We start from the raw sequence: 23,779 nt of genomic DNA, 5'->3' as shown, positions 1-23,779 counted from the left end.
TAGCCTCATGTTAAGTTGTTTTAATTAATTTTATTCTTAACTATTTTTACAACTTACACAAACTTTCTGACACCCTCAAACAATAAAATTTAGTAAAGTTTCATTTATAATTTTCTTAATTTTTTCAGGAGATTTAGCACCAATTGTCTGTATATTATGCAGTCTATCAAATAACTTTATTAATAGTATATCATACTTTTTCTCTGTATACAGTAACTCTACCATTTCAGCGACACTAATCTTGATACCGTTTTCTTCAATTCTTGTTAAATTCATTACTTGATTTGCTATATTTTCTCCAAATTCTTCAGCTATTTTCTCTTTGGTAAGTAATGGTCTTGCAAAAATGTACACAATCAATTCAACAGAACCTTTCTTTATTAATATCTCAACCATTTCCATGGAAATTGATCTTTTCGCCGTCTTTAATTCTTGTTAAATCTTCAACTTGGTTTGCAACTTTTTCTCCAAATATTTCTTCTATCATTTCTTTGATAAGTTCAGTATCTTCAATAGTATTTAAGTAGTCTCACCTAGGAGAGCAGATAATGTACTATTGTCTTCTTCTGACCAGTTATTTTGATGTTGCTCTGGTTGCTCAGAATTACCATAGAGAGCATGCATTATTCTTAAAGCGATATTTACTTTTTGTTCTAACTGTCCTATCTTGTCTGCTCTTATTTGTTGTGGAGATGAGTAGTTATTATGAGATAAAGTTTTATTTGTTCCAAATAATTGTCCTGCTAGTAATGTGAGTAAATGCAGTCCACCATTAATATCAAGCACATTTGATACTGTTGTTATAGTACTGTTTGTTTGGTAATGGTCATCATTATAATCATTATTACTTAATAATTTGTCCTTTAGCCATTTGATCCCATCATTTATAAGTGATGGAGTTTTAGTAGCACTACTAGCAATGCCAGCTACATATAAATTTTGTTTTTCACTGTGCAGGTTTTTAGATTGTTCCTCAATAACCTCAACCTCTTGACCTGAATCAGCCTCACGGCGAACTCGGTGAAGATGATCAAGATGATCTATAGCATTTTGCAGTATATTTTGTAGTTTTTGTTGATGGTTATTAACAAACTGATGAAAGTCATCTTCTCCTTTGTTAATTGCTATTATTAAATCTCTTATCATTATTTCCTCAACTCCAAAAGATTTACTGATTTTTATTAGTAAGTTTTTGTGCATTTCACTGGGATTATGGATTACTGATTTAAAGTAGTGTCTTGCTACTAAATACATCAATGTTGTTATAGCTCCATTTTTATCATATTCTATTACTTGTTTAAGAATTATAGGGCCATAAATATACCAAAAATTCAGTGTTGATCGTCTTTCAAATAAGTATTTTACTGCACTAACTGTAAGATCACTTAACTTATCTAATTGTACATCGATATCATGCAGCATTTGCTCTTCATATTTTAGTAGACATTCCTTACGTCTCATACGATGATATCCTGGTAGCCAATAAGGTTCATTATATGATAGACTGCAGGAAGGAAGAGTATCGCCTATATTGTCTAATTTAATCTTATTTATTGTTTGCGGTTGTAGCGGTAATGGTGTGGAAAATGGAACATGAGGAGGACCACATTTAACTGGATCAATAAAGACAATAGATAATGTCTGCATCTTCGGTTCTTGGTAAAATCTGGGCAATGTTATTATATGAACAATATTATCTGCTAAGTTATCGGAACTTTTAAGTAAAATGGTGATGGAAGAATGATGATTATCTGTTTGGCAAAAGTGATTTTTTATTAAATGTTCAACAAATCTCACCTCAGTATTTTCTTCTACATCTTCTGAATTAATCGTGATATTAGTATTGTAACGATTATAATATACAAATGGTGGTCCTGAGTTAAATTTAATACTATCTTTTAATAGCTTAAATGATACGGAAAGTGTTTTATTATTAGATTCTTGGAATATTAAACTTGTTTTATCAGGTAAGTGATATAATGTTGCGTTATTGATGATAATTTTTTCACCCTCAACAGAAATCAGACTATCTTTTAATGATTTAGCAATAAGCACTGCTACTGTTCTTTTCTCATCATATTTTAATAACTTATTACCATCTATAGTACCACCAAGAACAGCATAAATTTTACTTTCTTTAATAAAATAATTAATATCATTAATTTGTATATCACCATACTTAAAATGATGCAATATTGTTCTACCATTACTAGAATAAAATTTTAGTATACTCCAGTTTGTCAAATTATGCTTACTAATATAATTATAATAAACACTAATATTATAATTACTACGTTTTAATACTTGATCAAACCTTAAATCATCTTCATATTTTACTATACTGCCATAATTTACTATCTCAGTATGTTCATTTTTTGGTGCTTCAGTTATATTTTTAACGATTTTTAAAATAGACTTCTTATCTTCAATCATTAACATCCCATCACTTTTATCTATTTTCCCTTTTATAGATATGATATTTTTCATAGGATCATTATTAGTTATTATGCACTGTCCTTTAATTGATACCCTGCTACTACACAGGAAAAGAAAATGCTCTGGAAAACCTCTGCTAGTAAAAGTCATTTCATCTAATACAGGTTGTAAATCATCTACTGTAAAAGTATAATACGATTTATATTCAGTATGTATAGCTTGTAAAGATATTGTAAAAGGTCTGTTATTAAGATGTCCCATATCTATAATAACGTCAGAAGCATTTTTATTCTTAATATCAATTCTGCTAATACTAGGTGCTTCTAATAATATTTTAAATGTTAGTACATTAGAACTGACTTCTATACGGGTATTATGAAAGCCATGATGTGTATGGCCTTTGGCATACAATATTTCTATATTTGGAATATCTATAGTTAATGTCCCATTTATAAGAAGATGTTCTAAGTTAAGCTTTAAGTAATCTTTATTTTTTAAAATAATACGACCAGTAACTGTATCCTCTGAATAGATGCTTTTTATTTGCATATCACTTGTATTACCTTTTACATAAGCGTTATACCCTTTAAAGAGTTTTCTATTTAAAAACTTTATACTTGTAGAGAGAGTATTATCTTCTAATCCAAAAGAGCTAGTACCATCTATATAATAGTTACTAGCTACACGTTTGCTATCATCACTTAATACAAAACGATGATTTCTATTACCAAATAATCCAATCTGATCTGGATAAGGTTTATGATATATCTGAGTAGTAACCACATATAGATTGGTAACACTAGAATTATTTTGTTGATGATTATTTAATTTATCTAGCCTAGTTAATCCTTCTTTAGTAAAATGTAATTTCATATCCCCTTCATTAGGATCAAAATTAACATAAATAGATTGTTTCTCTGTGCTATTACTGTTACCATAAAGTGCTGTAAGACCATCACCAGATATTTGTAATGGAGCAGCGTCAACACAATTATTATTTTGTTCGTCACTAATTACAGAAGAAATTCTCTTATAACCCGAACTCTTTTCTAAAAAGACATTGTCCTCCATGCAAAAACTACTATCTTTAGGTTTAAACTCAATCACAGAATGTCCTGAATGAGCTTCATCATATGACATCTTAGGTACTTTCACTACTACTAAACCATAACTAGTATTTGTTTGAGCGCTTAATCTATTTACTAATGATAAGTTAAGATCAGCTAATTGCCTTTCTGTAAGTATTGATTGTAACTTATCTTGCTCAAAGCCTAAATTCATTAAGAATGCTTCGCCAAATGGAATATCTAAGTGATACTGCTTACGTAATGCTATTGCTCCATACACTAATTGTTCTGCCATTAATCCAATCCATAATGGACCAGGTTCTAGTCCAAACAACTCTGCAACCATTAATCCTATGGTAAAATATTGCTCTCCTAATTGATGCTTAATAATACCGGCTTCTTCTGAATCAGCAGGCAAGTTATTTAATTGTTTATGTAATTCTATAATTGAATGAATTGTTAATATTTTAAATATAGGACTTGTTAAGGGTAGTTTTTTAAGTAACGCTATTCTACTTTCAGGTAATACTGATCCCAATTTACTTATTAGTGAATCATACATTTTATTAAAAGCCATATCTCCTAACATCATTTCAGCGTTTTTTTGTAATCCTGCAAAATTACCAGTGTTCATTGATCTAATGATATCAGGCAAGAAAAATAATGTTTGACTAGTTATCCCAAGTGCATGAGCACGCGTAGCAGCTACAGAGTGTAACTCCTTCACACTCTGTAGTGATAACTCTCTTAATTCAGATGAAATTTCAGGATGTTCCAACATTTTGTCTGCAATGATTTGCCAAGATAAACCAGATAACTCTTGAATAGTAATAGATTCTGATGTTTTGAACTTGTCGCTAATCTTGTTATGGTAAGAATGTAGTAAACTTTTTATACTTTCTGGCATATTATTAAGATATGCTGTATCTACCCGGAAGTTATGCTGTTTTACTAAATTAACCAAAGATTTACTTGCTTGTGGAGTTAGAAGTGATAAAACATGATGTAATTCCTCTACTCTAATAGAAATTCTTCCAAAATATTTAACAAAAAAGTTCTCATGTAATGCTGTAAGTGCTGGTACTTTACCATCTAAAAAGAATAACTCTCTTACCACTTTTGCTGTTATTCCCTCTATGTTTGAGAAAAACCCCTTGTCAAGTAATACTAAATCAGAAACAACTTCATCAGGATGCCAAAATTTAGCTTGCTTTATTCTAGTGGTAATTTCTTCCGGTACATTTGATTTTAAAGCAAACAAGTCATATTCTATGCTATCACTACGCCATTTAAAAAATGCTTCGGCATATAATTCTATATCCGTAAACCTTACTCCTTCTTTTGTTTGAAAGCTTTGTCTATAGTTCAAATCTTGACTATATATATGATAACGATGCCCATCATATGATACTAATAAAGAATGTTTACCATTATCAAATAACCAAGCACGACTTGATGAATCAATTTCTGCTCCTACTAATTCTAATACCGTATCTTTAGGGTATTGATTAAAGAAGTCTTGTGCTGCTTTATAATGAGTTTGTAGTAATTCCTGTTCTCGTAAACTATGGTTTATTCCTTCTTCACTAATTATATCGCCTATATTAGCCACATAAGTAAAAATATTATCTGGCTTGATGTTTGGGTTAGTAGATTCTAGTTGTTCTAAAGCTACAAGATATGCTACTTGTGAATATAGTCTTGCACTAATTTTAGAAGATTCTGCAATATTTTCTTCCAATGGTTCATATGGAAATATCTCTTCAGTTTCCTCTTCTTGACATAGATCACGTTTAAGGCGTTTTTTACTAGAGGGACGAGTAGAACAACTTGAGCCAGATGCTTGCAAACCTATATTATCTCTGTGTTCTTCTAGATTTTCTAAATTAAACTTCACTTTCTTTGTAGGTGAATCACTGCCTGTTCCTTTCCTCTTTAATATGCTACTCGTACCGGGTTGCTCTCCAATACTTACTCTACTTACTTGATCTAAAATACTCTTATGTGTTTTTTCATATTCTATAGAAGATTCACTCATTATCTCTTCTATCTCATCATATTGCACCTTACAAGGAGCATTACATTCAATACTTAATTTTATTATTTCTATCAGATTACTAATATTGATTAATAATTGAGAATTGTACCATTCAGGTATATCATCAGTAATCATGCGTAATTTTTTTAATTCTTCAGAACCTAATTTTAATTGTTTTTTAAATAAATCTGTAGTATCTGCACTATCTGTTATAGGTAATATTTTAAGTTGATTTCTATTTCCTTTATTTGATAACTTCAATAAAATTACAGAAGATATAATATCTTGTTGATTTGATCGTTCTATTACAACATAAAACTTATCACTAAATACAATTTTGTCTTTAGTTTCTTGTATTAATTGTTGCTTTAAATTATCTATGCAACTATAATATTGATCTGGAGCCTCTATGAGATAAACTTGTTCTATGTTTTTGTGTGGCAAATAATGTTGAAATATTAGTTTAATTTTATCAGACGTATATTCAATTTTAATTGCCTCTTTCTCTGAGCTTTCTATTGTAACATCAACATCTTCATATCTTGTTGGAGAAGCACCACTAGATGAAGAACTTTGATCAGATCCTGAATCTACTGTTTCAGGGTTATTTGTTATATATTCACTTAACTTATCTTTTAAACTCTGTTTTTGTTGTCTAGTTAATTGTTGCTTTGAATCAATTATCTGCTCACCAAATTTCTGCCTATCAAAAAAATCTTCTTTAAATAATTTATAATCATTTGACCCATTACTATCTAAAAATAAACGCAGTCCTAGATTTTCATCCACATTCTCCAGTAATGAAAACCATATTTTAAATAATCTTCTTGCATCACTGATAACAACTCCAAGCCTTTTAGGAGTTAATTGACTTTCAGGAGGTAAATCTATAGATTTACAATATTCAGGTAATATCTCATTAATTTTTTCTTTTAAATTATTAATCGATTGTATTTCTCCCTTCTTAAGACTTTTGATTAATTCATTAAATTGTTTATTTATTTTTTTTATTAAATTACCCTCTACTCCATAAGCTGTAGCTTCCTTTACTGCTCTAAAACTAGCTTCAGCTCTGGTATTCCACTCGTAAAATATAAAAGGTATAATATATTTCTCAACTATAGATAATTTCTGATCTAAACTTTTACTATCAAAGCCAGATATTTTATCTTTTATCCAGTCAAATTCTGAAGTGTGTTGTGGTTCTCTCCTTTGCTCAGGATTCAATATATCATCTTGTAAGTATTTTCCATAGTGATGTAGTAAATTCTTGATAGTAACTTCTGTAAGCTTTTTATTTTTAAGATTTTTCTCTAAAGATTTAAGGAATGTGGATACAGGAACAGTATGATTGTCTTGTTTATTACCACCTCTATTCCTTTTGATCGATACTTTATTGATAATTGCTTGTTCATTAACTTCTAGATCTATATTAAGATTATTTATACCATATAATTTTATTATTCTAAGTCCATGTTTTTGACTGGCATTATTATTAATTTCTAATAATACTTTGTTAATAGGCTTCTTTAATTGCTCTTCTGCCTTGTGTTTAATCTTTTTAATTAGTTTATTATATTCTGTCCGATCATTTGTGCTACTATCACTGGTTCTATAACTTGTATCTTCACTTTCAGTATCGCTAATAACCTCATGAATTACTTCTTGGTTGTAGATTTGTTCTATATATTCTCCTAGCTTACTACCTGTTAACCCATTATCTCGTATTATGTTCTTTATTTCATCTATAGTAATGCTAGGAGTAACTTTTTTATATCCTACATCTTTTAGATAATCTTTAATTATACCTAATCTTTGTTCATGTATTTTATTAAATATTTTTTGTTTAAATTGAACATCTTGAATCTTTTTAATATCGTCTATATCCAAATTTACTTTTAAATGTTCTGCGATAGATTTATTTATAGTTTTACGTAGTTGGCTAGCTTGTCTATGAACTTCTTGTCCAGTTTTAAATGATTTATATCCTTGTTTATATTTACAATATAATAGGATGATTTTTGCACTATCTTGCTGACTTGTAAAATAATCTACGATTTGTGCTGCTTCTAATTTTAATTGCTTGTCTAAAGCTTCTTTAACTAACTTTTGATTTAATATATTAGACTTATATTGTTTTAATTGCTTATATAACCATATGGCACTTACTTTACTTCTATTAGCTATTGATTGATCGCTACCACGAATATTTTCACTAAACCATTTCTTTATATTAGAAAGACCTGAATTCGAATTATCAAAATATTCTCTAAGATTATGAGCTAAAGTTGATGATATATATAAAAAGTCACGACTCATTTTATTACTTTATATATTACTTGTTAAAAATTAAGATAACTTTAAATAGTGGACAGCTGCTCATGATTATCTGTAATATTACCAGTTAATTTTAATTCAGAATTTTCTTGGTCATAATTTGTAATATCAACCAGTATTTCCGTATCAGTCTTATCATCAGATATAGGGATGATTATACTATTCTGGTCTTTTCCATCTATATCTATGTTACCAATTCTCTTTTCAATTAAATTTATTAGCTTTAGCTCAGGATGAGCCTTATAGAATCCTAACATATCAATATCACATTGAGAAAAGGCCTCTAACATAGATTCTTGGTATTCCCTGAAAAGATTAAGTAAATTTGGAGAACAATTTATTAAGAAAATATATCCTTCAATAATTTTATTTAATATCTCTTCTTTTACTTCACCGCACCCATGATAACATTCAGGACGATCATAATGATGCTTCGTTGAAATATGACTACCAAATGCACCCATAATTCGGTCACAATGCTTATCAAGTAAGTGTTGAAATTTGTCAGAATCTAATCTATTAGTATTAAAATATCTCTCTTCCCATATTTTTTGATCCCAATTCCAAGATGTAATACACTGTTCAAAATATTCTTCAACCTCATCTTTTTCTTTTGTTTTGACTTTAAATTTATGTTTTTTTCTCCTTATTGTATGACCTTCATTATCTTCTACTGTTGGATCCCAGGATACTGTTTTTTTTATGCTGGAGCTTGCAACAAATTCATCTTGATTCTTATCAACTAGGCTTAATTGATCTACTCCTTCATCATCAGTTAATTCTAATCTATTCAGTAATTCTTGATGTATCTTCTCATATTCTGCATAAGAAGTATTCATGATTTCTATAATTTTATCATCTGGTATTTGGTAAGGTGATTTATATTTTATACTTAATTTTATTATTTCTATGAGATTGCTAATATTGATTGGTAATTGAGTATTATACCATTCAGGTATATCATCAGTAATCATGCGTAATTTTTTTAATTCTTCAGGCCATGATTTTAATTGTTTTTTTAAATTTTTTAATAAATCTACAGTATCTTCATTGTCTATTACAGGTAATATTTCAAGTTGATTTTTATTATTTTTATTATACAGTTTTAGTAGGATCGCAGAAGATATGTTTTGATCTTGATTAATAGATTGTTCAATTATGACATAAAATTTATCATCTGATACTATTTTATCTTTAGTTTCATATATTAATTTGGTTTTTAAATTATTTACAAAATTATAATATACATGATCCTCTATTATTTTAAATAAGTAGATATCTTCTATATTTGCGTTTGGTAAATAACTTTTTAATAATAATTTAATATTTTTATCAGAATAGATTATACTTGATACACTAGAAGCCTGGTAAATTATATCTTTTTCAGCATTATCCTCCAATTTTCTTTTAGTCATGTTTAACCACCATGAAATAAGTTTAAAAAAAATTATATTATCCTATTGCCATAATTTTAGTATTAAAATTATTAACTGTAAATTTATTTTAAATGAATTTTAATAAACATTAACAACTCAAAAGTTATTGATAATCTTATGAAATAGTGAAAAATTAAGAAATCTAGAGACCTATACCAAACCTAATGACTATATTATTGATTTATCCTTTACTATAACAACAATTAGCAAAAGAACTATCTATGTAACACTAATAGATTTAGCAATCATATTAGCCTTTAGTTAATTCTTGACTTATATATTCTTGTTTTTTTGTAGCAATCTAATCCTGTATCATGAACAATAATTTTTAATATCTCACCTTACAATTACTATATTCCTGATAATATTAACTTAAATGTTTAGTCCCATATTGTGATGCGTGAGTAAGAGGGATAAATTATACTGCATTATTTGTAGAAGTCAAGATTTGATCTTACAGACACTATAAATTTTGCACCTGATTGTCAGTTAAATTTTGACTGTCAGAGACGTATTCAAGATACAAGATTTCATTATTCTTTTCAACAGCTAATTTTTTACTATCCTTAAAAGTTTGCATAGGAGTTTTTCCATAACAATATTTTCCTGAATGTGGTCGCTCATTATTGAAATGCTCTAACCAAATATCAAAATCTAATTGTAAATCATCAAGATCTGTATAAATCTTTTTCCGCATAGCTGTATCAAAGAATTCTTGTTTCATGGTTTTATTAAAACGCTCACACATACCATTTGTTTGAGGAGAATATGCTTTAGTAGTAGTATGCTCTATACCTTCAATACTTAGAAATAATTCAAAAGCATGATGCTCTATATTTCCCTTATATTCTGCCCCACAATCTGTAAGAATACGAAGTATTGGTATCCCTTGAGTCTCGTACCATGGTAACACGCGGTCATTAAGCATATCAGCAGCAGTTAAAGCTGTTTTATCAGTATATAGTTTAGCATCAGCTACCCTAGTATAGCTATCAATAAATACCTGAGAATAAACCTTACCTATACCTTTGAAATTACCTACATAATACGTATCCTGACATCCTAAATAACCTGGATGCTGCGTCTCAATTTCTCCATGAGCTTCTTTTTCATTACGACGCTTCTCTAGCACTTGTAATTGAGATTCAGTAAGAACAATACCATCCTGAGCCATCTTTGCTTCTAATGCTTTAAGCCTTTTACTGATATTGTTTAAATCATTACGTAACCAAATTGATCTCACTCCTCCAGGCGATACAAGTATACCGCTCTTCTTAAGCTCATTTTATACTCTTAGCTGTCCATATGCTGGATATTCTATTGCCATATCCATTACTGCTTTCTCTATCGCTGGATCAACTCTATTCGCTATTATTGGCTTTCTTCGACTAATTTCATACAATGCCTCTTCGCCACCAGTTTCATACAGTTCTTTAAATCTGTAATAACTATCTCTACTATAGCCCATCGCTTTACATGCTGACTATATGCTACCAAGACTCTTAGCTAGTTCTAGTAACCCTATTTTTGGCTTTATTATTTTTTGATTTAAGTTCATTTTTCATCTCCATTTAATAATTAATTTATTTTACTAAATGTAAGATTTAATCTCAACTATTACATATTACTCCGCATACGGCTCAAGCAATTTACTAACAGCTGCAATTAGTTGACCTCGCTTGCTATGTACTTGCCTATGACAGTTTGTATGCAATAAGCACAAATTGTTAATATGGTCAGTGCCGCCACATTTTGTAGGTCTTTTATGATGGACTTGCACATTTTCACCATTATCTATTAAATCTAAACAAACAAGACATTTACCTTCTTGTCTACGCCAAAGAATCTGTCTGGTTTTAAAGAAGTACTTTGGTCTACTAGCTTGACGTTTTTGCCAGTATTCCTTAAGTTCTGGATTATCAGGAGATGCTTTGCCTTTAACTAGAATATGCCTTTTGATTGCTGTCCATTGTAATTTCCATAGATATAGATCTTTACTTTTATCCATAAAAACCCAATTATCATTTCGTGCTTTGATTCTGCCCCAATACTTCTCCTTAAGCCACCACCAGTATTTATTAGGATGTCTTCGACAAACAAATCTTGCTTATCGCATCCACATCCACCGATCTAGTTGAGTAAAAGTTCTCTTAGAGATAACTTTGTTAAAATAACTGCACCATCCCATTATTCTAGGATTAAGATTTTCAATTATTCTATCAATTTCCCATGAGAAATTGCTTTTCCATTCTATCATCATTCGCTTTTTGAATGATTTTATAGTATCTTTGGATGGTTTAACTAGTAGTGTTACACCTTTTCTTGTACTTTTGGTATTATATTGACGGATATTAAATCCCAGAAAGTCAAACCCTTTCTTAATGTGGAGTATCTTGGTCTTTTCCTCTGATAATGTTAATCCTCTAATATTTAACCAATTGTTAATTATCTTCTTTGCTTTAATACAAGAGCTTTCAGATTTTGCACAAACTATAAAATCATCAGCATATTTTACTAAAGCATATTCAGATTTTGGATGGAGATGATCATATTTATCATAAGTTATGTTAAGTATGTCTTCCATTCCATGAAGAGCTGTATTTAAAAGTAAGGGACTGATTACTCCCCCTTGAGGAGTTCCAACTGTTGTTTTGGTGAATTGATATTCTTCCATTACGCCAGATTTAAGCCATGCTTTAATCCAATTTCGTGCTGGAAAATTTCCTATAATTTTCAAAAGAAAATTATGATTAATATTATCAAATGCACCTTTAATATCAGCGTCCAGTATCCATCCCCTGGTTGTGCCAGGGCAGACAAGAGCAGAAATTCTCTGTATTGCATCGTGGGTGCTACGTCCAGGTCTGAAACCATAGTTATTACCTTCAAACTTAGCTTCCCAAAATGGTTCAAGTGCTGATTTAACAACAGCTTGCATACATCTATCCAAAATAATGGGTAAACCTAAAGGTCTAAGTTTGCCTTTTCTTTTGGGAATATACACACGCTTGATCGGTTTAACAGATTATAGATTATTATTTGCTAACTTCTCCATTAACAAATTCCTTTCTTTATCTGTATTAACAACTATTTTATCAATAACCAGGGCTTCTTCTTCCTCGATTGATTTGGGTAACACGTCTTATAGCAAGTAATTTATTTGATCTTGACTTTAACATCAATTTCTGTAAACTACGTACTAATTTTATGTTACCATTTGCAGATGCCCTATAGATACGTCTACTAAGATTATTAACCTTTTTATTAACTTCTTGCCAATTTATTGCATGCCAATAAATTGGCAAGAAGTTATTATTATTGGTCTTAATTGTTACATTTGCGTTTTGCATCTAACTTTTCCAAAATAATTCATAATCTTGTTTACTTACCTAGGGTAAATCACCAGTCTTAAGTCAGCATCATTGCTGATTAGCACATAGTGCCTATACACCCAGTTATTTATTCCTGTAGTCTTTCGACTTAGTGTCATTCGCTTTTTAAGACCTCTCTTACCTACTACCAGTTGCCAAGTAATAGGCTTACCACGTTTCACTAATCAAAGATGCGTTAAGTTGGTTACCTTCTGTATACCGGGGAACTGGCATTTTTAAAGAAGGTCGCGTCTTCCTTCTTACAGCTAAGCTTTTCAGCTTTTATCCCTATAACAGATATTATCCGGAGTTTCTGCTTTTATATTTACGATATTTTCCATACAAAGATTCACTTTCGTTTAACCAATTTTAACTTTACCTTGCCCCTATTTCCCATCCAGATTAGTAATTTAGTTAGGCTTCTTATTGCGCTTAGCACAAGATCGTTACCAACCTTGCACCGCAATAATAGTAATTAGGTCTAAATGCAACCTAGCCGCAATATACTTGCAGACTTTATTTTAGTGCCATCGTGTCGCAAAACGAGGAATATAAAAGGTCAAAAAGCGAACTTGAAGATGCAAAATTTAATTATTCCAAAGCTCTAAAAACATATAATGATATGATAATTACTGCACCCTACTCTGGTAAAATAGGCGTAATTAAGTCTATGGTCGGCGATGAAGTAAAAATAGGTGACTATCTCTTTAGCATTACCGGAACAGAAAACTCACAAAGTATTTTTATTGAATTGCCGGAGTCTTTAAGCGGAAAAGTTGGCGTCGATACTGAAGTTTTAATTGCAGGAAAAATTAAAAGTACAATCGAGGCAGTATCGCATTACTTATCAGATAATGGTACTTTCACAGCTAAAATTATTTTACCTATGGGTACAAAAATCCTGCATAATAGCTTTGTAGATGTTACGCTTATAATTAACCCTCATAAAAACCTAACCGTTCCTGAAAGTTGTATTCAACGAAATAATCAAGGTAATTTTATTTATAAAATAGACGGTTATACGATAAAACAATTATATGTAAAAATCGGTACACGTACAGAAGGTCTAATTGAAATTATCTCTGACGATATTAAAGCAGGTGACTTAGTCGTTACCGAAGGTATGACTAAAATTGGTGACGGCTCAAAAGTTAAGATACTTGAGGAATAGTTATTTATATATGCTTTTTAAGCCATCTCTGTATTCTAGAGATTGTTGCACGTACTCCTTCTTGCCTTATAGAAGTAATAGTTAATAAAATCAAAATTTTTGTCACAAAGCAATAGGTTCGTATTTTTTGAATTACACAGTTATTTTTGAAAAAAGAAATATTACTTTTTTTATAGTCTTCATTTTTATTTTCTAGTAATCTTAATTGTGTAACAGCTGCTAATAACAAATTAATAGTAAACGGACTAAATTTACTTAAATAAGAATCATTAAGAACATAAGAAGTAATATTTATTAAACCTACTGAATATTTATTTGGGTCCATAAACGTATTAGTACCACCGCTAACTCGTACTTTAGACAATTCTTTGTCTATACCGCCTATTGAGTTTTTACTAGCAATAGATATCCATAAACAACAATCTTCACCGCTTCTTATATTTTCAGGAAATAAATTTTCTTGGAATAATGTCAAAGTTCCCATAACTGTCGGCATTGCTATTGGACAAGTTTGTATGACTTGAGGAAAAACATTGCCACTAAAAAGCCCGGAATGAACAGATTCGATATATTTTCCTTTTTCATTTATTTTTTGATATGAAGTATGAGAAAATATAAAATTATTTTCTTCCATAAACTTTAATTGGATTTCTATTTTATCCTTATAAAATAAATCGTCCGAATCAAGGAAAGCAATATATTTTCCTATAGCATTTTTAATACCTAAGTTACGTGCAGCAGCAGGTCCTTCATTTTTTTTATGAAAATATTTTATCCTTTTATCTTTTCTGCATATTGCAGTTAATTCTGATATATCATCAGTCGACCCATCATCTATTATAAGTATCTCAAAATTTTTGTGTGTTTGAATAAGTACACTTTCTATAGCTTCAATTGCCCAATTTATTCTATTATATACCGGTATAATAACACTAATTTTAGTATCATTTAGTACTTGTTTAGCCATAGTATTTGCTAAATCACAGGCTTTTTTATACGGAGTATTATTGGATAAAAAAGTAGCTGTACGAGTTAAAAATAAATAAGGAGAGCCTTCCATTTTGATCATTTCTTCTTCTGTTAACTCATGAAGAAACGATGACCATAATACATTACATTCTTCGTTATGATTTGATATTTTTTTACTACCTTGCTCTGAATGAAAACGAGATTTAATTAGGATAGATTCGTCAAAATGAATAGGGGCAACACGGAAAATTTTAAACCATAAATCATAATCTTGCGTTGTCGGTAAAGCCTCATTAAATATACCGACTTCATGAAAATATTTAGCAGGAATCAATAACGAACAACCATGTATTAATCCTCGTAATAAAGGTAATAAAGAAATATTAAGTTTATTTATAGGTAGCACACTATCCGGTTTAATATAACGTAGAGAGTTGCCTTTTTCATCGATTAATTCATAACCACCGTAAATGATAGTATCTTTATTATCTAATTTATTTAATATGTCAACTTGATGCTCGATTTTATTAGGATAATATATATCATCATGGCTAAGCCACGAAAAATATTCCCCTTTCATGTTTTTTATACCGTAATTTAAGGCCGAACCACAACCTCCGTTTTCTTTATGAAAATAGCGTATTTTATCACCATATGATAATGCTACACGTTCTGTCTCTCCATTATCTTTTGAACCATCATTAACAACAATAATTTCAATATTTTTGTAAGTTTGTGCTAAAGCACTATTTATAGCTTCTTTCATATAATTAGCCCCATTATAGACAGGTATAATAATGGAAACTAAAGTATGATAAATATTTAGAGGGTTATCTTTTCTAGTTGTCATAACTTTTAAAAATAATTTATAAAATGTTAGTTTTATTGTTTAAATTTTCTATAGAGCTTTAGAAAAATAGATTTTTCTTCTTCACTAATAATTAGTTTATTTTTAAGAATTTTTATTTCTTCTAAAGCATTATTTAGCTCTGTTACAGTATTATTTAATTTAGTTTTTCTCTTCGCTATTTTTAAATGCATCTCTAGTTTGCAGCAATTGTTTTAATATATCTTGGGATTGCAAACCTAGCTTTTCTAAAAATTCCAGAGTCCAAGCTGAGATTGGATAGTTAAATAATTGTTTTATAGGCTTTAAATCTGAGTTACTAGATATACAGATTATAGAATTAGGAGGATTTTTTCAGAATGCGTGTCGTTAGTTACACCATCTACTCCTTCATAGAAAAATTCTTTGTTCGGATATGATTCAAAGTCTTTTTCAGTAATTCAATTAACTAAATGATGTATATTTACCTTCCGGTTCATTAAAAGGTACATTTACTATTAATCGTTTTTTATATTTAAGATTAAGTGCTAACCCATCTTCAATATGCTCAAGTGCATGTCGTGATACAATATAATCATATTCTTCTGCCTTTTTAATAAAACTAACTAAATCAGATTTAATATATTGTATATTAGATGCTCCATAATTTTGTTCAGCATAAATTATAGATTCTTTACTGATATCTATTGCTGTAATTTCTACTCCTAATATATCGCTAAGCATGAAAGTTCCGTGTCCCGTTCCACAACCTATATCTAAAATTTTTATTTTTTGATTTAGCATTAATGGACTATTAAGTATATCGGCTTCTATAATTTTTTTAAAAATCTTATAGCTACTTTTATGACGCATTACCTCTAAAACATCATAAGTTTCCCCAAGAATTAATCTTTCTCCATCATTATAAATTTCTTCTAACATAAATTATTTAAACTATTATAATTTTAATAAATATTCGGCGATAAATGCAGCAGGGTTTTCTACAGGATCAAGCATCTTTTTAAATTGATTTCTGCCACTACTATTTTCATAATAAGGTAAATAATGATTTTGCTTAATAAATTCTATATAGTTAATAATATCTTGCGGCTCATAAGCAAAATACATATATTTTTTTAATTCTTTAGATAGAGCATTGCTATTAAATTCATTATTCCAACCATTACTTAAGTAAATTATAGGCTTATCGGCAACTACTACTTCAGCAAGAGATGAAGTACCGTCACTTATTACAATATCTGACACCATTATATCATCCAGTAACGACCTGAATGCATGTGCAGAAACAGTAACATTCTTTAAAGAGTTAAATCTACTTAATATATTATCCATATCACTTTGGCTTAAGTAATTTTTACCGACCGCATAGGTAAATAGTGTAACATGCGGTCTTATAATAAAATGAATATTAGGATGTTGTAATGCATAATTATAGAAAAAATAGTGATAATTTAAGAAAGTAGAACCTCCTTCATATAAATCTCTATTTTTAAATGATAATTCCCATCTAGGAAGCCATAAAATGGTTTCCGAGTTTGGTTTTTCTTTAATATTATAATTTCTTACTTCATAGTATGGTTGATAACCTGAAACAATAACTCTATCCTTAGGAAATTTATAATTACTAATAAAGATATCCTTTGTACTTTCTGAATCAACAAATACCGTCTCTATGCAACTTGATAACTTATCATCATCAATATTTTTTTGATGAAAGATATGCGGACCATAGACTATATACATAATTTTTGTTTTAGTTCCTCTAAAGCTCTTGTACAAATTAGCAGCCGTAAAAGGTTCTGATATATAGCCTTGAAAATTTTCGTAAGGATTTTGCGTAAAGATAAAATCCGGCTGATAATTTTTTAGTTCAGAAATTTCACATTTTGTATTAACATTTGAATAAGAAGCATACTTACCGCATGGATATATCACATCTTGTGTATCAAATTTACTAATAAACCCGGTATCTATTCCTCCTTGAATATTGGGATGAGGATGAGGTACTATTACAATTTTGACATCATGACCTATTTTTTTCATCTCATTATACATTGCGTATACGCCTTTGCCGCCGAATGTCTCTGTACTAACAAGAAAAACTATTTTTTTATAAGAATTTTCTTTGGAATAGCAAAAAGAAGATATAAAAGTTATTAGTAAAAAAACACTTAAAAATAAAGTGTTAAGTTTTATTAATTTAAAGAATTTCATGTTTTTGATATGATAATAATGAATAGGATTACTTTTTAAACCATACTGTATGGTTAACATAATCCACATAACTTAAAACTATACGTAATATTTTCTTTGATACAAGTCCTGCTTCTGCATAATCCGGCACGATATCTTGCAAGCGTTTATTATTCTCGTGTTCTTCTGTAATAGCTTTCACCGATTGTAGTACCCGTTCAGCCTTAAAACCCGACATAATAAGCGTTCCGGCGTCCATACCTTCAGGACGTTCATGTGCTTCTCGAATATTTAAAGCAGGTAAATTAAGTATAGATGCCTCTTCAGTGATAGTACCGCTATCGGATAAAATACAAAATGCATTCATCTGAAGTTTGACGTAGTCCGTAAACCCGAAGGCCGGCAAAAATCTTATTTTATCGCCAAGTTCTTTAAACTCCTCTAAATCCTCAAGCCTTTTTTTAGTCCTTGGGTGTGTTGAGAAGATTACAGGAAAATTATACTCTTTAATAAGCGTTTGTAAACTACTTAATAATTCTTTCAGATTATTTTTGACATCAACATTTTCCTCACGATGTGAGCTAATTAAGAAATATTGCTTTGTGGTAAGTGACAATTTATCTAAAATATCAGACTTTAATATTTTAGGCATAAAGCGATCAAGGACCTCAGGCATATGCGAACCTGATTTAAAAATAAGCTCAGGCGGTAAACCTTCGAAAATTAAATAACGTCTTGCATGCTCGGTTAACGTAATGTTAACGTCACTAATATGATCAATGATTTTACGGTTTATTTCTTCAGGTACACGCTGATCAAAACAACGATTTCCCGCTTCCATATGAAAAATCGGAATTTTACGGCGTTTAGCAGCAATTGCCGATAAACATGAATTAGTATCACCGTAAAATAAAACGGCGTCGGGCTTTTCTTTCTCAAGTACTTCATCAACTTTTTCGATAATAAGCCCGATAGATTTTGCCGTATTATCTGCTGCTACTTCTAAGAAATAATCGGGTTTTCTAATTCCCATATCATCAAAAAAAACCTGATGTAATTCATATGCATAATTTTGACCGGTGTGAACTAGTATGTGATGAGTATATTTATCAAACTCGGAAATCACGCAGCATAGTTTAATAAGTTCAGGACGAGTACCGACAATCGTCATTACCTTAAGCATTTTTTAGCTCCTCTTGTACGTAATCAAGAGTCAGTAATAACTCTTTTACTTCTTCTAAATTTAAACGTTTTGTATTATGGGAAGTGTAATCCTCTAAAAGTGCTACTTTCTTTTCACCTTCAACAAAATATTTTGCATAATTAAGATCGCGCCCGTCCATAGGAATACGGTAATAATCCCTTAAATCATCAGCTTTTGCCATTTCTTCTGATGATACTAATGATTCGTAATGTTTTTCGCCGTGACGTGTACCGATAAAACGTATTTCATTTTTACTATCGAATATATCTTGTAACGCTTTTGCGAGTACTTCAATTGTGCTTGCCGGAGATTTTTGTACGAAAATATCACCCTGATGACCATGCTCAAACGCATATAAAACTAAATCCACCGAATCTACAAGCGACATTAAAAAACGTGTCATTGACGGTTCTGTAATGGTTAATTCCTTACCTTGTTTTATTTGATTGATAAAAAGAGGAATGACCGAACCTCTAGAAGCCATAACGTTACCGTATCTAGTGACGCAAAGCACAGTCTCACCTGGAGAACGCATACGTGCTTTTGCTATTGCTAACTTTTCCATTAATGCTTTAGATAATCCCATTGCATTAATTGGATATACAGCCTTATCGGTACTCAGTACAATAACTTTTGTAACTTTGTTATTAATAGCAGCACTTAAAACATTTTCAGCACCTAAGACGTTAGTATTTATTGCTTCTATAGGATAAAATTCACAAGTCGGAACCTGCTTTAAAGCAGCGGCATGGAATACATAATCTACACCGTGCATTGCCTCATCAATACTTTTATAATTGCGTACGTCCCCGATATAGAATTTAAGTTTCGGATTATTTAAAGCAATACGCATATCCTCTTGCTTTTTTTCATCTCTACTGAAAATACGAATTTCCTTAATATCGTTAATAATATCGGATTTAAGAAAACGAGAAAGCACCGCATTACCAAACGAACCGGTGCCTCCTGTAATCATTAAAGTTTTATCTACAAACATTATATATAAATACCTATTTTGTTATTATTCATTCTGTCATTGTGTCAATCGAGAAACACTCTAAGGTAGTCATCCTGTGGCTTGTCCACAGGGTCCAGTTATAAAAAATACAAACATAAAAAGCTCGATTTATCTCACTTTATGCTGGATTCCGTGTACAAGCCTATATTCGCAATGACAATTTACTTAAACTCATACATACGCTTTACAAGCTCACGCCATTCAGGAGGCGTATATCCCGTCACCTCATTAAAACGAGTGCCATCTAGTGAACGATCTATTACAAGCTCATCTGATGAAATAATATCGATTTCTTTATTATATATTTCTGCTACTAATTTTAACAATTCTAACTTATTAATCGGTTTTGAGGCAACATGATAAAGCCCGTGCAACTCTTTATTAGGTAACACAAAATCCCTTATTATTCTTGCAAGCTCTACTGTCGGGAATCCTGAATAAATAGCTTTCTCAAACCCTTTCACTGAACCTTCTGCACTTAAAAACCAATTGATTAAGCTTCTATTGCCTGCTAGCTCATGACCTATAATGGAAGTACGCAATGTGATAGCATGCGGATAATCTACCTCACCAAGAAATTTTGAACGACCGTAAAGATCATAACAGTCAGAAAAATCGCTTTCCTTATAATTACCTTTTTTTCCTGAAAACACACAATCAGTACTAATATGGATTAACCTTGAATTAGCTAGTTTACATAAATTAGCTAGCCTATGAGGCAGCAAACTATTTATCGGTAATGCTTTTAACGGGTCATTAGCATCTGCCAATTGTTTTACAAGCCCTATACAATTTATTACTATATCGGGTTTTGTGTGATTAAATACCTCAACTAACGCATCATGGTTCTCAACATCTACATTTGTAATTAATTTATCGGATAAATCCTTAGAAAAGTAAGAACGAGCTGAATTATTTCGGGCTGTCGCAAAAACATCAAATTTTTTATCACTACTTAAAAACCTGAATATGCTATTACCTAGCATACCGGTAACACCTAAAATTAATATTTTCATAGTATATTTTATTTATTTTTACCGAATCGGTTCTATCATAAATAATATATCTTTACAATAGTGTTTTGAGTGCGTAACAATATTGAGTTATAAATAATTAACTTGCCATAGAAAAGGTTCTTATTCTATCTTCTGTAATTTTCCAACCTTCATCTTCTGCAAGCTCTAAATCATATTGGTCTTGCATATTCATCCACCAACGAGGATTAATATTAAAATACTTACCCAAACGAAGGGCTGTATCATCGGCAATTGAACGATGATGCTTAATTATATTATTGATCCTAGTAACGGGTACATCAATATCACGAGCAAGTTTGCTTTGACTAATCCCCATAGGTTCCATAAATTCTGCTAGTAAAATTTGTCCCGGTGAAATAGGAGGTAATTTATTCTGGGCTTTGTTGCATGGACCGTTTTATGTCATTCCCGCGTAGGCGGGAATCCAGTAAAACCTATAAAAACAAGTTTTTATAGGTTTATTTTGTCAAATATGCCACTTCTATATCAATATTGAAGTTATTTTGCTGGATCCCCGCTTTCGTGGGGATGACATTGAGTAGGTTTTTCGATCCATGCAACAACTCCTCAATTCTTTCCTAATTAAATATTTTTTATAGAATCAAGCACGGTTTCAAGAATCATACTAGCAGCTACTGCATCATCGTTATTATTACGGTCTTTTCTGTTCACTCCAAACGATTTAAGAAAATTATTTGCAGCTTTGCTAGTTAATCTTTCATCTTGTAAATATATAGGCAAGTTTATAGATTTTGCTAGCTCTTCAGCAAATTTCATCACTATATTTGTTTGCTCCGTTACTGCTCCGCTCATATCAATCGGTAGACCTATTATAACACCACAAACTTTATATTTCTCGATGATATTAAGCAAGGAAGTAATAACAATTTTTTTATTTATCTCGGTTATAGTATTTAAGGGCATAGCAATACTACGTTCTTGATTAGATAATGCGATTCCTAATTTTTTGCTTCCGTAATCAATAGCGATAAGCGGAGCATTTGGTATTAAAAGCCGATAAAATTCTTGAAGATTTTTTATGATCATGATAGTTATAAAAATTACTTTATTAATTATTATTTATGCTAAAAACTATTCAGAAACATTTAGATACGAAATTAATTAAATTATCGGCGATTTTAGCCTTTATTTATTGTTTATTATTTAATACCGCAATATTGATTTATAAATTTGATTATTATAAAGCAACAATCTTTAGAGGGATATTAGAGTTATCAAAAGATTTTTGCTATATTTATATATTTTCTTTTATAGCATTTTTCGGTCTTAGCGTACATAGATTAGTGTTAAAAATCGGCGTGGGGTTTTTATTTATAACATCCGCTATTGCTAGTTATTACATTTATTTCTTCAAAATCAATCCTACTAAACAAGTAATAGGTAGTTTTTTCTCAACTGATTTAAACGAAGTTTATGAATTAACCAGCATTAAGTTAATAATATGGATAATTTTTTGCCTTTTTACCTGTTTTTATACTCTCAAATCTTTTGCCGCCGAAAATTCTAAATCATTCGTAACAAAACTATTATCTGCCGCTTGCTTACTTATTTTTGTATATAATATTATTACTCCTTCATTTAAGATACTAAAAAATTATTTTCCCATTCAGTATTTACATAATAGCTACCTTAATTTTGCCGGAAATTTCGGTGAAAAAAATTATGCATGTATAGATATTAGCAAACAATATAACTTTATAGATAAGTCAGATAAAGATATTATCGGTGTTTTAGTTATAGGAGAATCAGCAAGATTTGATCATTTCGGTATTAACGGTTATGAAAGAGATACGACTCCTTACTTAAAGACTACTCAAAACCTAATTTCTTTCAAAGCTAAATCTTCTTCTAACCTTACCTATCTTTCCGTACCGTCGTTACTTTCACGTTATCCTGCAAGTCAAATTGAAAATAGTAGACAAGAAAACAGCTTTTTATCAATTTTAACAAATCTTGGCTTTAATACTACCTGGATCGGTACTCAAACTTTAATGAGGAGTTTTGCAAATTTTGACCTCAGTAATATATATAATGACGTTAATTTTACTATAGTACCGGGCGGCTCTGCCCTATTTTCTTTAAATGATCATGATGAAAAAATATTGCCTTTTATAAAAGAAATAATAACAAACTCAGAGAAACAATTTTTAGTAGTTCACACTTCCGGCAGCCATTGGAACTATAATGCGAGATATCCAAAAGAGTTTGAGTATTTTACCCCTACCTGTCCTATTAAGGTTAAGGGCGATGCAAGTGATTGCGATAAGCTTGCTTTAGTTAACAGTTATGATAACTCTATTTTATATACCGATTTTTTTTTATCTAATTTAATAGATTTGCTTAAAGATAAAAATGCATTTTTATTATATGTATCTGATCACGGCGAATCCCTCGGAGAAAATGGTTATTACGGTCACGGCGGTCCACTACTTGCAGAACAAATAACCGTACCTCTTATAGTTTGGGTATCAGATGCTTTTCAAGCCAAATATCCTAAATCAGTATCTTCAATTAAAAATTATGCTAATACCGAAATTAGCCATGATTATGTATTTCATTCAATCCTTGACTGTTTAAATATAGATTCCGACATAATAGATAAAGACTTAAGTATATGTAAATCTAGTTAAAAAT

The 23,779-nt window shown here is 30.4% G+C and carries 14 protein-coding genes and 4 pseudogenes; 2 read left to right on the top strand and 16 right to left on the bottom strand.

Annotation, left to right across the window (positions count from 1 at the left end; genetic code table 11):
* Positions 1 to 78: 78 nt before the first annotated feature.
* The 7 genes and pseudogenes from C4Q30_RS08265 to C4Q30_RS09260 form a co-directional block, all read right to left on the bottom strand.
* A pseudogene (locus C4Q30_RS08265) lies at positions 79 to 330 on the bottom strand (HD domain-containing protein); the annotation flags it as partial.
* Positions 331 to 519: 189 nt separating this feature from the next.
* Complete coding sequence (locus C4Q30_RS09275) at positions 520 to 7,860, bottom strand: hypothetical protein (protein ID WP_209445230.1); 7,341 nt, start codon at positions 7,858 to 7,860, stop codon at positions 520 to 522.
* Between the two features lie 41 nt (positions 7,861 to 7,901).
* Positions 7,902 to 9,293 (bottom strand): hypothetical protein, encoded by a 1,392-nt coding sequence (locus tag C4Q30_RS08255; RefSeq protein ID WP_103897701.1) that lies wholly within the window; start codon positions 9,291 to 9,293, stop codon positions 7,902 to 7,904.
* Positions 9,294 to 9,777: 484 nt separating this feature from the next.
* A pseudogene (locus tag C4Q30_RS08250) lies at positions 9,778 to 10,872 on the bottom strand (IS481 family transposase).
* A gap of 66 nt (positions 10,873 to 10,938) precedes the next feature.
* Entirely contained in the window at positions 10,939 to 11,322 is a 384-nt protein-coding gene (locus C4Q30_RS09270) for an HNH endonuclease (protein WP_209445229.1), read from the bottom strand.
* Between the two features lie 99 nt (positions 11,323 to 11,421).
* The gene (ltrA, locus tag C4Q30_RS09265; protein WP_458692644.1) at positions 11,422 to 12,327 is read right to left on the bottom strand and encodes a group II intron reverse transcriptase/maturase; all 906 of its coding nucleotides are present in this window, start codon (positions 12,325 to 12,327) and stop codon (positions 11,422 to 11,424) included.
* A gap of 82 nt (positions 12,328 to 12,409) precedes the next feature.
* Positions 12,410 to 12,664, bottom strand: coding sequence for a reverse transcriptase N-terminal domain-containing protein (locus C4Q30_RS09260; protein WP_103896832.1), 255 nt, complete (start codon positions 12,662 to 12,664; stop codon positions 12,410 to 12,412).
* Positions 12,665 to 13,226: 562 nt separating this feature from the next.
* Between C4Q30_RS09260 and C4Q30_RS08240 the strand changes: the two are divergent.
* Positions 13,227 to 13,856, top strand: a pseudogene (locus C4Q30_RS08240) (efflux RND transporter periplasmic adaptor subunit); the annotation flags it as partial.
* Between the two features lie 4 nt (positions 13,857 to 13,860).
* Here the strand turns inward: C4Q30_RS08240 and C4Q30_RS08235 are convergent.
* The 9 genes and pseudogenes from C4Q30_RS08235 to ruvX form a co-directional block, all read right to left on the bottom strand.
* The gene (locus tag C4Q30_RS08235) at positions 13,861 to 15,675 is read right to left on the bottom strand and encodes a glycosyltransferase family 2 protein (protein ID WP_103897700.1); all 1,815 of its coding nucleotides are present in this window, start codon (positions 15,673 to 15,675) and stop codon (positions 13,861 to 13,863) included.
* Positions 15,676 to 15,707: 32 nt separating this feature from the next.
* The gene (locus C4Q30_RS08920) at positions 15,708 to 15,866 is read right to left on the bottom strand and encodes a hypothetical protein (RefSeq protein ID WP_014014159.1); all 159 of its coding nucleotides are present in this window, start codon (positions 15,864 to 15,866) and stop codon (positions 15,708 to 15,710) included.
* Positions 15,867 to 16,112: 246 nt separating this feature from the next.
* Positions 16,113 to 16,593, bottom strand: a pseudogene (locus tag C4Q30_RS08230) (class I SAM-dependent methyltransferase).
* A 15-nt stretch (positions 16,594 to 16,608) separates the two neighbouring features.
* Positions 16,609 to 17,955 (bottom strand): glycosyltransferase family protein, encoded by a 1,347-nt coding sequence (locus C4Q30_RS08225; protein ID WP_209445227.1) that lies wholly within the window; start codon positions 17,953 to 17,955, stop codon positions 16,609 to 16,611.
* The gene (wecB, locus tag C4Q30_RS08220) at positions 17,915 to 19,048 is read right to left on the bottom strand and encodes a non-hydrolyzing UDP-N-acetylglucosamine 2-epimerase (protein WP_103897698.1); all 1,134 of its coding nucleotides are present in this window, start codon (positions 19,046 to 19,048) and stop codon (positions 17,915 to 17,917) included. The genes C4Q30_RS08225 and wecB overlap by 41 nt, the downstream gene beginning before the upstream one ends.
* Complete coding sequence (capD, locus tag C4Q30_RS08215) at positions 19,041 to 20,066, bottom strand: UDP-glucose 4-epimerase (protein ID WP_014014155.1); 1,026 nt, start codon at positions 20,064 to 20,066, stop codon at positions 19,041 to 19,043. Before capD ends, wecB begins: the two co-directional genes overlap by 8 nt.
* Positions 20,067 to 20,248: 182 nt before the next feature.
* Complete coding sequence (locus C4Q30_RS08205) at positions 20,249 to 21,103, bottom strand: dTDP-4-dehydrorhamnose reductase family protein (protein ID WP_103897696.1); 855 nt, start codon at positions 21,101 to 21,103, stop codon at positions 20,249 to 20,251.
* A gap of 97 nt (positions 21,104 to 21,200) precedes the next feature.
* The gene (locus tag C4Q30_RS08200; protein ID WP_245207551.1) at positions 21,201 to 21,440 is read right to left on the bottom strand and encodes a HigA family addiction module antitoxin; all 240 of its coding nucleotides are present in this window, start codon (positions 21,438 to 21,440) and stop codon (positions 21,201 to 21,203) included.
* 266 nt (positions 21,441 to 21,706) lie between these two features.
* Complete coding sequence (gene ruvX / locus C4Q30_RS08195; protein WP_103897694.1) at positions 21,707 to 22,171, bottom strand: Holliday junction resolvase RuvX; 465 nt, start codon at positions 22,169 to 22,171, stop codon at positions 21,707 to 21,709.
* A 35-nt stretch (positions 22,172 to 22,206) separates the two neighbouring features.
* Here ruvX and C4Q30_RS08190 point away from each other — a divergent pair, with 35 nt between their 5' ends.
* Positions 22,207 to 23,775: a phosphoethanolamine transferase gene (locus C4Q30_RS08190; protein WP_103897693.1), complete on the top strand. Its 1,569-nt coding sequence runs from the start codon at positions 22,207 to 22,209 to the stop codon at positions 23,773 to 23,775.
* Positions 23,776 to 23,779 lie beyond the last annotated feature (4 nt).

Origin of the sequence: Rickettsia fournieri, from assembly GCF_900243065.1 — a bacterium.
Lineage (GTDB): Bacteria > Pseudomonadota > Alphaproteobacteria > Rickettsiales > Rickettsiaceae > Rickettsia > Rickettsia rickettsii.
The sequence above is the reverse complement of the archived record's forward strand: the minus strand, read 5'-3'. Positions and strand labels throughout refer to the sequence as shown.